Below are 14,482 nucleotides of genomic sequence, written 5' to 3' on the forward strand. Positions count from 1 at the left end.
GCGCTCTCGTCGTGCGTCAGGCCTCGATCTCCGGGGTGACCCGCGTGGTGCCCAGCTGCTGCGGGGCGCTGCCGGCCTTGAGCGCGGCCAGCCGCGCCTCGACCTCGATCTGCTCGGAGGACGCCTCGAGCTCCGAGAACTGCGAGTCGAGGGAGGATGCGGCGATCTCCGCCTGGCCCATCGCGAGCGCCTCCTCGCGGCGCACCTTGTCCTCGAAGCGGGAGATCTCGCTGGTCGGGTCCAGCACGTTGATCGAGCTGATCGCGGTCTGCACGGTCTGCTGCGCCTCGGCGGACTTCTGCCGGGCGACCAGGGTGTCCCGGCGCGACTTCAGCTGGCCGAGCTTGTCCTTCATCATGGCCAGGCCGGACTTGAGCTTCTCGACGGTCTCCCGCTGCGACGCGATGAGCGGCTCTGCCTCGCGGACCTCGCCCTCCGCGGTGAGCTGCTTGCCGAGCGCGATCTTGGCGAGGTTGTCGAACTTGTCGGCGTTCGCGGCGTCACCGGCGGAGCGGTACTGGTCCGCGCGGCTGGACGCGGCCAGCGCCTTGCTGCCCCACTCGCGCGCCGCGGAGACGTCCTCGTTGTAGTCCTGCTCCGCCAGGCGCAGGTTGCCGATGGTCTGCGCGATCGCGCGCTCGGCGTCCCCGATCGAGCCGGTGTAGTCGCGCACCAGCTGGTCCAGCATCTTCTGCGGGTCCTCGGCCTGGTCGATGAGCGCGTTGATGTTGGCGCGGGCCAGCTGGGTGATCCGCCCGAACACGCTCTGCTTCTCGGTCATCGCTCGTGCCTCTCGTCGTCCGTGTCGACCGGAGCATCCCGGCCGTCGTGCTCTCTGCTGTCAGAAACCCCCGCCGAACCCTCCGTCGCCGAAGCCGCCGCCACCGCCTCCTCCGCCACCGCCGCCCCAGCCGCCACCGCCGCCGAAGCCGCCGCCGCCGCGCAGGACGCTGTCCAGCAGGATGCCGCCGAGCACCATCCCGCCGACGCCGTTCAGCCCGCCGCCCCGGCCACCCGGCTGGCCGCCGCCGACCTGGAGCTGGTCCGCCCGCTCGACGTCCTGCTGCGCGAGGTCCGCCGCCTCGCGCGCCAGCTGCTCGGCGCGCTGCGCGGTGGCGAGCGCCGCGGAGGCGTCCGCCGGCCGCTGGTCGAGGGCGATCACGCGCAGGCGCTCGGCCTCGGCCAGCCGGGTCCGCGCCTCCGGACCGACGGCCCCGCGGCGGGTGCTGAGGAAGTCGCCCGTGGCACGCAGGGTGGACTCGAGCCGGCCGAGGACGTCGTCGAGCTGCCGCTGCGCGCGGCGGTCCTGCTCGACCGCGTCCCGGGTGGGGGCGAGCGCCGCGTCCAGCGCGGCCTCGGCGTCGGTGATCGCGCGCATCGCGGCGAGCGGGTCGCCGGTGCCGGCGCGGGCGGCGCGAGCGGCCTCGACCGCGGTCCGGGCCGTCTGGGCGGGGGCGGCGACCTCGGGCTTGTCGCGGGCGAGCTGGTCGACGTCGGTCAGGTCGGCGGAGATCGAGGCGATCGCCGCGTCGATGCGGGAGCCGATCACGGCGAGCTCCGGCCCGGCGCGGTCGACGGCGTCCAGCAGCGTCGACACCTGGCTCAGGGCCTCCTCCGCGGCGCGGGCGTACCCGACCGCGGTACCGCGCTGACCGCTGCCCACGGCCTCCTCGCCGCGGCCGACCGTCGTGTCGATCTCGTCGAGGAGCTGCTGCGCCTGGTCGGGGTTGCGTGCGACCGACGCGAGCGTGACCGCCGGGTAGGTCGCGGCCAGCGTGCTGACCGTGACGCGTGCCGGGTCGATCCGCTGCCGCAGCGCGGTCGCGGAGCGGGCATGGGACTCCAGGGCCTGCTCGACGTGGGCCTCGAGGTCGCGCAGGTGGTCGAAGCCGGCCTTCTGCGCGTCGAGCATCGCGGACACCGCGGCGCAGGTCCGCAGGATTCGCGTGGCCGTCTCCCGGACCTGGGGCTCGGTGTCGGGGATGTTGTCGTCGAGCGTCTGGCGCAGCCGGAAGGCCTCGGTGACCTGTGCCTTCGCGTCGGCGAGCACGGTCTCGAACTCGCCGGTGGCGTCGGGTCCGAACTGGGCCTGGGCGAACCCGAGCTCCTCGTCGGAGGCCTTGACCGCGTCGTCGATCGCGACGAGCGCGGATGCGGAGCGGCGGTCGAGCTCGGCCGTCGGGAGGGCCGCCAGCTCGTCGCCGGGGGCCGGTGCACCGGGTGCCACGACCCCGGCGGCGCGGCGGCGGGACATCACCCACCGCAGACCGAAGAACCCGGCGATGACCACCAGGCCGATGACGAGCACCGTGCCGAAGCCGCCACCACCACCGCCGCCGCCCGACGAGCCGGTGGCCGAGGCGCGCAGGGAGTCCGCCGTGGCGACCGCCGCGCCGGCCCAGTCGTCCTCACGCAGCCGGTCCTCGGCGGCGGTGCTGGCCGCCTCGACCTGCGAGCTGGACAGTCCCTCGACCGTCTCCGGGGCGAGCGCGTACCGCCGCGCGTCGGTGGCGACGGCCAGGATGACGTCCTGCGAGCCGAGGCCCGACCTCTGCGCGGTCTCCTGCGCCCACTCGACGGGGTCGGCGCCACCGAAGTCGGCGACGTAGACGACGTACAGCTGGAGCGAGGTGTCCTGCGCCAGCTGGTCGAGTGCCGCCTGGACCTCCGACTCACTGCCGTCGAGCGCCCCGACCTGGTCGGTGATCTCCCCCGTGAGGGACAGCGGGCCGACGGTCGGCAGGAGACCGGCACCGATCAGGAGCGGGGCTCCGAGCAGCAGCGGGACGAGCACGGACAGGCGACGTCGCAGGGCGGGCACGCACTGATCCTTCCGGTGGGTACTACCCGCCGCAACGGCTCACGCCCGTGGACGGTTCCCGGTCAGTCGAGCTCGGCCTCCGTGGCGGGGTCCAGGTCCTCGGCGTCGACGATCGAGTACGCGTAGCCCTGCTCGGCCAGGAACCGCTGCCGGTGGGCGGCGAAGTCCTGGTCCACGGTGTCGCGGGCGACGACCGTGTAGAAGTGCGCGGTGCGGCCGTCGCCCTTGGGACGCATGATCCGGCCGAGCCGCTGCGCCTCCTCCTGCCGGGAGCCGAACGAGCCGGACACCTGGATGGCCACGGACGCCTCGGGCAGGTCGATGGAGAAGTTGGCGACCTTGCTGACCACCAGCTTGGTGATCTCGCCCGACCGGAACGCGTCGAACAGCCGCTGGCGCTCGTGCACGGTGGTCTCGCCGGTGATGAGGTCGGCGTTGAGGTGCTCCGCGAGCGTGTGGAGCTGGTCCAGGTACTGCCCGATCACCAGCGTCGGGTCGCCCTCGTGCTTGGCGACCAGCTGCTCGACGACGCGGTTCTTGCCCTTGGCGGTGGCGGCGAGCCGGTACCGCTCCTCCGGCTCGGCGACCGCGTAGGCCATCCGGTCGGCGTCGGGGAGGGTGAGGCGCACCTCGACGCAGTCGGCGGGCGCGATGTAGCCCTGGGCCTCGATGTCCTTCCACGGGGCGTCGAACCGCTTGGGGCCGATGAGGCTGAACACCTCGTCCTCGCGGCCGTCCTCGCGGACCAGGGTGGCGGTCAGGCCGAGGCGGCGGCGCGCCTGGAGGTCCGCGGTCATCCGGAAGATCGGCGCCGGGAGCAGGTGGACCTCGTCGTAGACGACCAGGCCCCAGTCGCGGGCGTCGAGCAGCTCGAGGTGCGTGTAGACGCCCTTCCGCTTGGTGGTGAGCACCTGGTACGTGGCGATGGTCACCGGGCGGACCTCCTTGCGGGCACCGGAGTACTCGCCGATCTCGTCCTCGGTCAGCGACGTGCGCTTGATCAGCTCGTCGCGCCACTGCCGGGCGCTGACCGTGTTGGTCACGAGGATCAGGGTGGTGGTCGACGAGCGCGCCATGGCCCCCGCACCGACGAGCGTCTTGCCGGCGCCACAGGGCAGGACGACCACGCCGGATCCACCGTGGAAGAAGCCGTCGACGGCTTGCTGCTGGTACGGCCGCAGGTGCCAGCCGTCCTGGACCAGGTCGATCTGGTGCGCCTCGCCGTTCACGTACCCGGCGAGGTCCTCGGCTGGCCAGCCCAGCTTGAGCAGCACCTGCTTGAGGTGGCCGCGCTCGGACGGGTGGACGAGGACGTCGGTCGCGTCGATGCGGGCGCCGAGCAGCCCGGCGGTGCGCTTGGAGCGGACCACCTCGACCAGCACCGCGGGGTCCAGGGCGTGCAGGATCAGGCCGTGCACGGGGTCCTGGATGAGCTGGAGGCGCCCGTACCGGGACATGATGTCCGCGACGTCGACCAGCAGGGCGTGCGGCACGGGGTAGCGCGAGTACTCGAGCAGGACGTCGACCACCTGCTCGGCGTCGTGACCCGCGGCGCGCGCGTTCCACAGGCCCAGCGGGGTCAGGCGGTACGTGTGCACGTGCTCCGGGGCGCGCTCCAGCTCCGCGAACGGAGCGATCGCGCGTCGGCACGCCTCGGCCTGGTCGTGGTCGACCTCGAGCAGCAGCGTCTTGTCGCTCTGCACGATGAGGGGGCCGTTGGTCACGAAGTCTCCTGACGATCGTCTTCGGTGGCGCGCGTGACGCTCGCGATCCGGTGCACCGCCACGGTGAGCTCGGACTCGCGTGCGGTGTCGATCGCCCGCAGCCGCCCGCCCTCGACCCGCAGGGGTCGCAGCAGACGCCGCTGCGGGACACCGTGCGAGCCCACCAGCTCGACCCACACCTCGACCTTCTCGGCCGCCGCCTCGCGCAGCAGCACCAACGCATCCACGGGGTCGGCTGTTCCCGCGGCCGGCGCGGGTGGCGGGGCAGGCGGCGCGGACGTGCGCCGGACGGGGGGCGGCAGGATGGCCCCCGGCAGCCGCTCGGCCTCGTCGGCCTTGCGCTCCTGCTCGGCCCGCCGCAGCTGCGGCACGAGGGCGAGCAGGCGGTCGTCGCCGAGGACCTCCCGGGCGCCGCTGGGGGCCGTGTCCGACGCGCGTCGGCGGGCGCCCGCGGTGGCGCGACGCCCGACCCGGCGCACCGCCGAGACGACGTGCAGCACCTGGCCGTCCGGTCCCTCCGCGACGGGTGCCAGCCCGTGCGCGCGCAGGGCCTCGACCAGCTCGCGGGCGGGTGCCTGCGCGGCCAGGACGGTCGGTGCCAGCTGGACCAGGCCGAGGGTCGCCAGCCGCGGGTCCTCCGCCAGGCCGGCCAGGAGCGACGGGTCGTCGGCGCGCACGTAGCCGGAGGCCGAGCCCACACGGAGGCGGCCGTGCCGACGCGCCGCGTCCCGGACCAGGTACTCGAGCGGCTGCGGGACTCCGGAGCGGCTGTGGGTCGCCAGCTCGGCGAGCAGCCCGTCGGCGGTCGCGCCGGCGTCGAGCGCGCGGCGGACGGAGTCCGGCGTGAACCGCACCGTGAGCGCGCCGCCGCGGGACTCGACGTGCGCGGTCCGGTCCAGCACGTCCTCGAGCTCGGGGGTGGGCCGGCCGGGGACCACACCGGTCAGGTCGCCCTGGAGCAGGATCTCGCCGACCGCGGGAGGCAGGGCCGCCGCGAGCGCGTCGGCGGGGTCGGCCGACTCGGCGCCGACCAGCGGGGCGGTCTCGACGAGCAGGGCGCGACCGGCGTCGGACAGCGCTCCCGCACCGAGGATGCCGAGCCGGCCGGCCTCGATGAGCACCGCCTGGACGGCCGCGGGCGGCGGGACCGACCGCGGCGTCCGCCAGCGCAGGACCGCGACCACGTGCGCGGCGTCCAGGGCGGTGCCGGGCGGGGTGTCGGCGAGGACGTCGAGCACCGACCGACGCAGGCGGGGTGCCCAGGTGCGCTGGAGCTCGGGGTCGAGCGCGGCACGGACGCCGCCGCGCTCGTCACGCCCGCCGACCAGCCACGGGGTGCGCAGCGTCGACCGCCACGTGCGGGCCAGTGCGGCCCAGCGGTCGGGGACGTCGCGGACGGCCCACTCGTCGACGGCCACGGTGGGGGCGAACGACGGGTTGTCCTCGCCGTCGTCGGCGATGAAGGCCGCGGCCCCGGCCAGCTCGATGACGAAGGCGGCCTCGGCCTCGTCGGTCTCCAGGGCAGTCGCCACCCGCCGCAGCTCACGCACCCCCAGCCCGCCGCCGCGCAGGACCCCGGGCGGCGTGTGCTCCCAGAGGCGCACGAGGCGGGCGACGAGGAGCACGATCCGCTCCCCGGCCGCCGCCGACTCGGCCGCGACCAGCGCGTGGGTGCGGTGCGGGACGTCGTTGGGCAACGCCGGAGGCGACGCGGGCGCCGCGTGCGTGCGACCGCCGCGCAGGGCGAGCGCGACCGCGCGCGGCATGACCACGTGGCGGGAGTCGCCGGGCAGGAGCAGGTGCCGGCGGACCAGCCAGTCCACGGCGGCCGCGGCGGCGGTGCTGTTGGACGGGGCGAGGCCGACGGGCGGACCCCACAGCAGGGCGTCGAGCACGGGCCGCGCCCCCGCGGGGGCGGTGTCGAGGAGGGTCGGCAGGTCGTCGAGGCCGACCGGTTCCGGCGGCGTGCCGCGCCGGGTCCCCGCGTCCAGGGGAGCGAGCCCGGCGGGGTACGGGCCGAGGATCTCGGCGAGCCCGGGGGACGGCAGCAGCGGGGCGTCCGCCGCGTCGGAGTCGGGGTAGACCAGGGTGCCGACGAGTGCGAGCCGCAGGGCGCGCTCCACCAGGGCGATGCCGGCGGCGTCGGTGGCGCCGAGCGCGTGCGGGAGGTCCGCGGCGGTGACCGGGCCGGGCTCGGACAGGGCGACGACCGCCTCCAGCACCTGGAGCACGCTGGCGTCGACCGCGGCGAGCGCGCGCTCGAGGCTCGACCGGCTGGTGGCGCGGACCGCCAGCGACGAGAGGGTCGCGGGCGACGGCGACGCCAGGTCCGGTCGGCTGCGCAGGAGCGCGACGAGCTCGTCGTCGCTGCGTTCCCGCAGATAACCGGTGAAGGTGGGCATCCGCACAACCTTACGTGCCCCTGGGTGGGTGCGGGGGCGTCCGCTACTGGTGGGTAACAGGCGTGCGCCGGTGCGTCTGGCAGTCTCGGCACCACGCGGGTGGCGTACCCCGCCCGTGCCGCTCACCCGTGGAGGTTCCGTGCCCCTCATCGTCGACGTCCTGGCCGGCCTGCGGGCCGACGCCGAGGCGCAGCTCCCGTCCCTCGTCGAGCTGCGGCGTGCCCTGCACCGCACCCCCGAGATCGGGCTCGACCTCCCGGCGACCCAACGGCTCGTCCTGGACGCCCTCGCCCCTCTCGGCCTGGAGGTGAGCACGGGGACCGGCCTCACCTCCGTCGTCGCCGTGCTGCGCGGGGGGCGCCCCGGTCCGGCCGTCCTGCTGCGCGGGGACATGGACGCGCTGCCCGTCACCGAGGACTCCGGCGAGCCGTTCGCCTCCGAGCGCGCCGGGGTCATGCACGCGTGCGGTCACGACCTGCACGTGGCCGGGATCGTCGGCGCGGCCCGGTTGCTCGCCTCTCGCCGCGACGAGATCGCCGGCGACGTCGTCCTCATGTTCCAGCCCGGCGAGGAGGGCGACCACGGTGCGCGGCTGATGATCGACGAGGGCGTCCTCGACGCCGCCGGGTCGCGGGTGGTGGCCGCGTACGGCCTGCATGTCCTGTCGTCCGCGCTGCCCGCGGGTCTGGTGGCGTCGAGGTACGGCACCGCGCTGGCCGCGGCCGACACCGTGCACGTCGCGATCCAGGGCCGCGGCGGGCACGGCTCCATGCCGCACCTCGCGGCCGACCCCGTGACGGTCGCGGCGGAGATCGTGCTGGCGCTCCAGACCATGGTCACCCGGCAGTTCGACGTGTTCGACCCCGTCGTCGTCACGGTGGGCAAGATCGCGGCCGGCACGACCGACAACGTGATCCCGTCGACCGCCGTGCTGGAGGCGACCGTCCGCACCTTCTCCGAGACGACGCACGGGCTGGTGCCCGAGCGGCTGACCCGCGTGGTCGAGGGCATCGCCGCGGCTCACGGGCTGACCGCCACGGTCGACTACCGGCGCGGCTACCCCGTCACGTCGAACACGCCCGCCGAGGTGGACCGTGCCGCCGGCGTGGTCCGGGGCCTCTTCGGCGAGCAGGCCTACCTGACCATGCCGCAGCCGCTCTCCGGCGCGGAGGACTTCTCCTACGTGCTCCAGCACGTGCCCGGCGCCTACCTGGCGCTCGGCGCGACGCCTGTCGGCGAGGACCCGGCGACGGCCGCGTACAACCACTCCGCGCACGCACGGTTCGCGGAGGAGTCGCTCGCGGTCGGACCGGCGGTGCTCGCGGCGCTCGTGCTGGACCGGCTCGCCGAGGGCGCGTAGCCGGACCGCCTGTGGTCGGTCGGTGAAACCGCCCTCATCCGAGCCCGCCGTCCTCCAGACTCAGCGCCATGGCACTGAGGATCGCGACCGTCGGCACCACAGCCGATCTCTGCGACGCCATCGGTGCCGCCGGGCCGCAGGACGTGGGTGCCGTCCTCGCGCTCGTCGGTCACGAGAGCGCGGTCGTCCGCAAGGCGGTGGCGGTCCAGCTGCCCTACCTCACCGACGACGAACCGAGCGCCGACCTGCTCGCCACCGCGATCAGGCTGACCGCGGACCTCGACCCGCAGGTGCGGGACTGGGCGTGCTTCACGCTCGGCCAGCAGTGGCAGCAGGTCGACTCACCCGAGCTGCGCCGGGCGCTCGCGGGCCGCCTCGACGACATCGACCTCGACACCCGCCACGCGGCGCTCGTCGGGCTGTCGCTCCGGCGGGACCCGCGTGCGCTCCCCTACGTGCGGGCCGAGCTCGACCGCGCCGACGGAAGCGTCCACCGGCTCGCGATGGTCGCCGCGGGAGCCTTCGGCGACCCGACGCTGCACCCCCTCACGCTGCGCCACCAGTCCGGGTGGGACCGAGCAGGCCAGAGCGTCGCGGACTGCGCACGCCGCCTGACCGACCCGTCCGGCCCGGGCGACGACGTCCTGGACGGCGTCGCCGCGCTCCTGCGGCTGCGGGCCCACGGCTTCAACGGCGACGCCCAGCTGGCGTGGTGGGGGTGCATGACGCAGATGCTCGACATCGCACCCCACCGGGCGCGCGAGTTCTACGACGCCGTCCGGTCCCGGCTCGACGGCGACGAGAGGGCGTTGGCCGAGCTGCGGACCAAGTCGGCCCTCGCGGTCGACGCGGGGCTCCTGGAGGCGGACCTCCTCGACGTGGAGTGACGCCTGCGGTCGGCCGTCCGGTGGTCAGCGCGCCGCGCACCCGACGCAGGTGGTCGCGGTGGGTCGGGCCTCCAGCCGGGCCGCCGCGATCGGCTGCCCGCACACGGTGCAGATCCCGTACGAGCCGTCGTCGAGCCGCGCGATCGCGGCGTCGACCGAGGCGAGCCGCTCGATCGCGTCGCGCGCCAGGGCATCGACCTGGGCGCGCTCGAACGCGATCGTCGCTCCCTCGGGGTCGTGCTCGTCGTCCGCGTTGCTGTCCCGGGAGGCGTCGACGACCGCGCGGTGCTCGCCCTGCAGCGCGGCGAGGCGCTCCAGGGTCGCGGCGCGCAGCGCCTCGAGCCGGTCTCGTGCGGACGTCTGGGTCACCCCCACCGCAACGCGACACAGCCGGTCAGGCTTCCGCGACGGGTGCCCGGGGATTTTCGGGTGCCGTGGCCGGTAACCTTGTGGCCAGTACGTCCTTCTCATGAACGGGGTTCACCGTGCCTACCGGCAAGGTCAAGTGGTTCGACACCGAGCGCGGCTTCGGGTTCATCGCCAGCGACGACGGCGGCGAGGTCTTCCTGCACGCCTCCGCGCTGCCCGAGGGCGTCACGGCGCCGAAGCCCGGCGCGAAGGTCGACTTCGGCGTCGCCGACGGCCGTCGCGGCCCCCAGGCCCTGTCCGTCAAGCTGCTGGATCCCGTGCCCTCCGTCGCCAAGGCCGCGCGCAAGCCCGCCGACGACATGGCCGTCATCATCGAGGACCTCATCAAGGTCCTGGACCGCGTCGGCAACGACCTGCGTCGTGGCCGCTACCCCGAGAAGGCGCGCGGGGAGCAGTACGCCTTGCTCCTGCGCGCCGTCGCGGACGACATCGAGGCCTGAGCATGCCTTCAGCTACCAAGGACGCGGTCCTCGGATCCGCCGTCGACCTGGCCCGTGCGGTCGCGGTCGACCTCGCCGAGGACCCCTCCGACGTCGGCGAGTACCTCGGTCTCGTCGTCGAGGGAGAGCGGCTGGTGTCCCACCGGTTCGCCTCCGCCGCGCGCGGCTACCGCGGCTGGGAGTGGACCGTCACGGTGGCGCGCGTGCCCCGCGGCCGCACGGCCACGGTCTGCGAGGCCGAGCTGCTGCCCGGTCCGGACGCCGTGCTCGGCCAGGCCTGGCTCCCGTGGTCGGAGCGGATCCGCCCGGGCGACATCGGCCCCGGCGACGTGCTGCCCTTCAAGGCCGACGACCCGCGCCTCGAGCCCGGGTGGACCCCCACGGGCGACCCCGAGCTGGACGACGTGGCGATCGACGAGCTCGCCCTCGCCCGCATCCGGGTGCTGTCCCCGCAGGGGCGCGACGAGGCCGCCGAGCGCTGGTACCGCGGCCCGCACGGTCCGACGAGCGCCGGCTCGCTGGCGTCCGCGGCCGCGTGCGGCAGCTGCGGCTTCCTGGTCCCGCTCCAGGGGTCGCTCGGCACCGTCTTCGGTGTCTGCGCCAACCAGTGGTCGCCCGACGACGGCACCGTCGTGAGCGTCGACCACGGCTGCGGCGCGCACTCCGAGACCGACTCCGAGGCCCCGCCCACCGACTGGCCCGCCGCCGACCCGCTGATCGACGAGCTCAGCCTCGAGCTGGTGAACCTCACCGAGTCCTCGGCCGCACAGGCGACGAAGGCGGAGGTCGCCGCGCCCGACGAGGCGCCGACCGCGCCGACCGACGACGCCGCCGCCGCGGACGACGCGACGGAGCCGGTGGACACCGTGACCGAGGCGACCACCGCGCCCGACGAGCCCGAGGTCGCGCCCGACGACGCCGAGGTCGCGCCCGACGCGGACGTAGCCGTCGAGCCTGACGCAGCACCCGAGCCCGAGCCCGAGCCCGAGCCCGAGCCCGACGCCGCCGACCAGCCCTCCGCGCGCCCCGACCCGGAGCCGTGACCGCCGACGCCTTCGGGACGGCCGCCCTCCGCGCGGCCGTCCTGGGGGCGTGGCGCGCCTCCCCCGCTCGGCTGCGGGAGGACGCCAACACGGAGGAGGACCACGCCCGCGGCTACTACCGCGACCGGGTCCTGGTCGAGCTGGCGCAGAACGCCGCCGACGCCGCCACCCGCGCGGACGTCCCGGGCCGGCTGCTGCTGCGGCTGGCGCACGCGGACGACGGCACCACCGCGCTGGTCGCCGCGAACACGGGCAGCCCGCTCGACGCCGAGGGCGTCGCGTCGCTGTCGTCCATGCGGGCGTCGTCCAAGCGGGACAGCCACGAGAGGGTGGTCGGCCGGTACGGCGTCGGCTTCGCGGCCGTGCGTGCGGTGGCCGACGAGGTGTCGCTGCTGTCGACCACCGGCGGCGTCCGGTTCTCCGCGCGGGACACGGCCGAGCTGCTGAGCGAGGCGTCCGCGGACGTCCCGGCGCTCGCCGAGGAGGTCCGTCGCCGGGACGGCTCGCTGCCGGCCCTGCGCCTGCCGCTCCCCGCGGACGGCCGCCCGCCCGCGGGCTACGACACCGCGGTGGTCCTCCAGCTGCGCGACGAGGTCGCCGCCGACGAGGTCCGCGCGCTGCTGCGCGAGGTCGGCGACCCGCTCCTGCTGGCCCTGCCGGGGCTGGTGGAGATCGTGGTCGAGGACCACACCTCGGACGCGCCCTCCCGCCGGTTCGCGGACGTCGAGGACCGCTGGGTGGTCGTGTCGGCCGAGGGCGACCTGCCCTACGAGGTGGTCGCCGACCGTCCGGTCGAGGAGCGCGGCGCCCGCACGTGGCGGGTGACGTGGGCGGTCCCGCGCGTGCCGGGCGTGACCTGGCCGGCGGTCGTGCACGCCCCGACGCCCACCGACGAGCCGTGCAGCGTGCCGGCACTTCTGGTCGCCACCCTCCCGCTGGACCCGACGCGCCGGCACGTGGCGCCGGGCCGGCTGGCGGACACCGTCCTGGAGCACGCCGCGACCGCGTACGCGCGGCTGGCGCACGAGCGGGCCGAGGCCGACCACGACCCGCTGTCCCTGGTGCCCGCCGGGCTGGCCGAGGGCACCCTGGACGGCACGTTGCGGGACCTGATCGTCGAGCGGCTCGCGCGGACGCCCCTCCTCCGCCGCGCGGCGGGGTCGGCCGACGGCGACGCCCCCCACCCGCTCGTCGCCCCCGATCGCGCGGTGATGCTCGCGGACGGCGCCGGCGACCACCCGCGGGCGATGGCCGCGCTGGGCCGCCGGGTGGCCGGGCTGGTCGTCGTGCCGGTCGGCCGTGAGGGTCGGGCGCGGGCGCTCGGCGTGGAGGAGCGCAGCCTGGCCGACGTGGTGGAGGAGCTGCCCGCGGTCGACGACGGCTCGTGGGCCGAGCTGTACGACGCGCTGGACCCGCTGGCGGACGACGCGCGGGCGCGCGAGGCCCTCGGGGCGCTCCCGGTGCCCCTCGCCGACGGGCGGGTGGTGCGGGGTGCGCGCGGCCTGGTCCTGCTCGACCCCGCGCAGGCGGCCGCGGTGGGCACCGAGGCCCTGCGCACGCTCGGGCGCTGGGGTCTGCGCGTGGTCGACGCCGGGGCGGCGCACCCGCTGCTCGGGCGCCTGGGCGCAGAGGCTCCCGACGCCCGCGGGCTCCTGGCGCACCCCGCGCTGCGGGCGGCGGTGCTGGAGCAGGCCGACGACGACGACCTCGCGCTGGCCGACGAGGTGACCCACGCGGTCCTCGCCGTCGTGCGGGCGGCAGCAGGCGACTCCGACCGCGGCCCCGGGCACGCACCCTGGCTCGGTCTGCTCACCCTCCCCGCCGCCGACGGCGAGCCGACGCCCGCCCACGGGCTGGTGCTCCCGGGCGGTCCGGCGGCCGACCTGCTGGACCCGCGGGTGCTGGCGCCGGTCACGCTGGAGGCCGTCGAGCGCTGGGGTGCCGCGACCCTCGTCGCCGCCGGCGTCCGCGACGACCTCGCCGTGGTGCACGTCTCCGACGTCGTGGCCGAGCCCGCCGCGATCGACCCGGACGGCACCGACGACGCCGACCTGGCCGCGCAGTCCCTCGACGCCTGGCCCGACTACCTCGCGCACCTGTCCGACACCCTGGGCGCCGGCGAGTACGTGGGGGACGTCGACGCCGTGGCCGACCTCGACGCGGTCGACGCCGACCGCTGGCCCGACGTCCTGGCGCGCCTCGCCGCGGTCCCCGTCCTGCGGCGGACCCTGCTGGACCCGGTGCGCGGCGAGCGCGGGGCGACCGCACGGTCGTACACCGCCTGGTGGCTGCGGGAGCGCGGTCCGGACCAGCTGGGCGGCATCTTCGCCGGCGACACGGACCAGACGGAGCCGACCCTGCGGGACGTGCTGCCCGCGGTCCCGGACGTGCTGCGCGGTCTGGACGCGGCCGTCCAGCGGGCACTCGGCGGCGTGACCGGGTTCGACCAGCTGGACGGCGACGCCTGGGTGCAGGTGCTCGACGCGCTCGGGCACCCCGGGTCCCCGGTGGACGAGCGGACGGCCGTGGCGCTCTGGCGGGGGATCGCGACGGCGGCCGACCGCGCGGACGGCGGACCGGAGGCGCGCCCGGCGGAGCGGATCCCCGCGCTCGTCGCCCCGGCGCAGGTGGCGGTGGTGCACGCCGACGACGCGGCCGTCGCCGACCAGCCCATGTGGTGGCAGCGCACCGACGTGGCGGCGATGGTGCCGGCCACGCGGGCGCACGCGGACGCCCTGGCGGCACTCCTCGACCTGCCGCTGGCCACGGAGCTGGCGGCCGGTGAGGTGGACGACGCCGGCCGTGGCGTGCAGCAGCCGGTGCCGGACGAGGTCTCCGCCCTGGTCGACGACGCCCCGGCCACGTGGTGGGAGCACGACGAGCTGACGGTCGACGGCGCACCGGTGGACTGGTGGGTCACCGGTGAGGGGTCGCAGGCCGTGGTCCGTGCCGTGCACGCGGCGGGTCTGGCGGCGGGGCTGGCGCAGGCCGGTGGGCGCTGGTCGGCCCGGCACGCGATCGAGGCCGTGCTGGTGGCGCCGGCGCGCGGGGCAGAGCTGGTGCTCGGGACCGTCCTCGACGACCCGGCGACCGGGACCGACTAGGGCTGGGCCGGCGGCGCGTCCGTCGGGACGACCGGGGGAGCGGGCCGGTTGCGACGGGCCCACGCGGCACCGAGGAGGCCCAGGACGACCCCCGTCGCGCAGACCCACACGATGTCCCACTCGAGCTCGCCCGTGGCCACCAGGACACCGGTCACGAGCAGCGCCAGCCCCCAGATCCCGGTGCCCACGAGGACCACCCGCTCCAGGTCGATGGCGACCGGAGGGGGAGTGGTGCGGGTGGGATGCAGCAGGGTGGCGAACGGCGAAGGCAC

General features: G+C 76.0%; 11 protein-coding genes. 5 read left to right on the top strand and 6 right to left on the bottom strand.

Annotated elements, in window-relative coordinates:
- Window positions 1–16: 16 nt before the first annotated feature.
- The 4 genes from HP550_RS16950 to HP550_RS16965 form a co-directional block, all read right to left on the bottom strand.
- Window positions 17–781 carry a PspA/IM30 family protein gene (locus tag HP550_RS16950; protein ID WP_175348855.1) on the bottom strand — a complete coding sequence of 255 codons (765 nt, stop codon included), beginning with the start codon at window positions 779–781 and terminating at the stop codon, window positions 17–19.
- A 60-nt stretch (window positions 782–841) separates the two neighbouring features.
- Window positions 842–2,821: a TPM domain-containing protein gene (locus HP550_RS16955; RefSeq protein WP_175348856.1), complete on the bottom strand. Its 1,980-nt coding sequence runs from the start codon at window positions 2,819–2,821 to the stop codon at window positions 842–844.
- A gap of 62 nt (window positions 2,822–2,883) precedes the next feature.
- Complete coding sequence (locus HP550_RS16960; RefSeq protein WP_175348857.1) at window positions 2,884–4,545, bottom strand: DNA repair helicase XPB; 1,662 nt, start codon at window positions 4,543–4,545, stop codon at window positions 2,884–2,886.
- Window positions 4,542–6,947, bottom strand: coding sequence for a helicase-associated domain-containing protein (locus tag HP550_RS16965; RefSeq protein WP_175348858.1), 2,406 nt, complete (start codon window positions 6,945–6,947; stop codon window positions 4,542–4,544). Before HP550_RS16965 ends, HP550_RS16960 begins: the two co-directional genes overlap by 4 nt.
- Before the next feature lie 148 nt (window positions 6,948–7,095).
- Between HP550_RS16965 and HP550_RS16970 the strand changes: the two genes are divergently transcribed.
- Window positions 7,096–8,307 (top strand): M20 metallopeptidase family protein, encoded by a 1,212-nt coding sequence (locus HP550_RS16970; protein WP_175348892.1) that lies wholly within the window; start codon window positions 7,096–7,098, stop codon window positions 8,305–8,307.
- Between the two features lie 68 nt (window positions 8,308–8,375).
- Window positions 8,376–9,194 (top strand): HEAT repeat domain-containing protein, encoded by an 819-nt coding sequence (locus HP550_RS16975; protein WP_175348859.1) that lies wholly within the window; start codon window positions 8,376–8,378, stop codon window positions 9,192–9,194.
- Window positions 9,195–9,218: 24 nt separating this feature from the next.
- Here the strand turns inward: HP550_RS16975 and HP550_RS16980 are convergent, their stop codons facing one another.
- Complete coding sequence (locus tag HP550_RS16980; protein ID WP_343048232.1) at window positions 9,219–9,563, bottom strand: TraR/DksA family transcriptional regulator; 345 nt, start codon at window positions 9,561–9,563, stop codon at window positions 9,219–9,221.
- A 116-nt stretch (window positions 9,564–9,679) separates the two neighbouring features.
- On the opposite strand from HP550_RS16980, the gene HP550_RS16985 reads away from it, so the two are divergent.
- The 3 genes from HP550_RS16985 to HP550_RS16995 are packed head-to-tail and all read left to right on the top strand — an operon-like array spanning window position 9,680 to window position 14,210.
- Window positions 9,680–10,063, top strand: a complete 384-nt coding sequence (locus HP550_RS16985) for a cold shock domain-containing protein (RefSeq protein WP_175348861.1) — start codon at window positions 9,680–9,682, stop codon at window positions 10,061–10,063.
- A gap of 2 nt (window positions 10,064–10,065) precedes the next feature.
- The gene (locus tag HP550_RS16990) at window positions 10,066–11,106 is read left to right on the top strand and encodes a DUF3027 domain-containing protein (protein ID WP_175348862.1); all 1,041 of its coding nucleotides are present in this window, start codon (window positions 10,066–10,068) and stop codon (window positions 11,104–11,106) included.
- The gene (locus tag HP550_RS16995) at window positions 11,103–14,210 is read left to right on the top strand and encodes a sacsin N-terminal ATP-binding-like domain-containing protein (RefSeq protein ID WP_175348863.1); all 3,108 of its coding nucleotides are present in this window, start codon (window positions 11,103–11,105) and stop codon (window positions 14,208–14,210) included. Before HP550_RS16990 ends, HP550_RS16995 begins: the two co-directional genes overlap by 4 nt.
- Here the strand turns inward: HP550_RS16995 and HP550_RS17000 are convergent.
- Window positions 14,207–14,482 carry a DUF2530 domain-containing protein gene (locus HP550_RS17000; protein WP_343048233.1) on the bottom strand — a complete coding sequence of 92 codons (276 nt, stop codon included), beginning with the start codon at window positions 14,480–14,482 and terminating at the stop codon, window positions 14,207–14,209. The genes HP550_RS16995 and HP550_RS17000 overlap by 4 nt on opposite strands.

The sequence above is a fragment of the Cellulomonas humilata genome (assembly GCF_013359775.1).
Classification (GTDB): domain Bacteria; phylum Actinomycetota; class Actinomycetes; order Actinomycetales; family Cellulomonadaceae; genus Cellulomonas; species Cellulomonas humilata.

Bases quoted from the DNA above. Each gene is read 5' to 3' on its own strand.
- HP550_RS16990 (WP_175348862.1), top strand. From the start codon at position 10,066: ATGCCTTCAGCTACCAAGGACGCGGTCCTCGGATCCGCCGTCGACCTG.
- HP550_RS16965 (WP_175348858.1), bottom strand. From the start codon at position 6,947: ATGCCCACCTTCACCGGTTATCTGCGGGAACGCAGCGACGACGAGCTC.
- HP550_RS16950 (WP_175348855.1), bottom strand. From the start codon at position 781: ATGACCGAGAAGCAGAGCGTGTTCGGGCGGATCACCCAGCTGGCCCGC.
- HP550_RS16975 (WP_175348859.1), top strand. From the start codon at position 8,376: ATGGCACTGAGGATCGCGACCGTCGGCACCACAGCCGATCTCTGCGAC.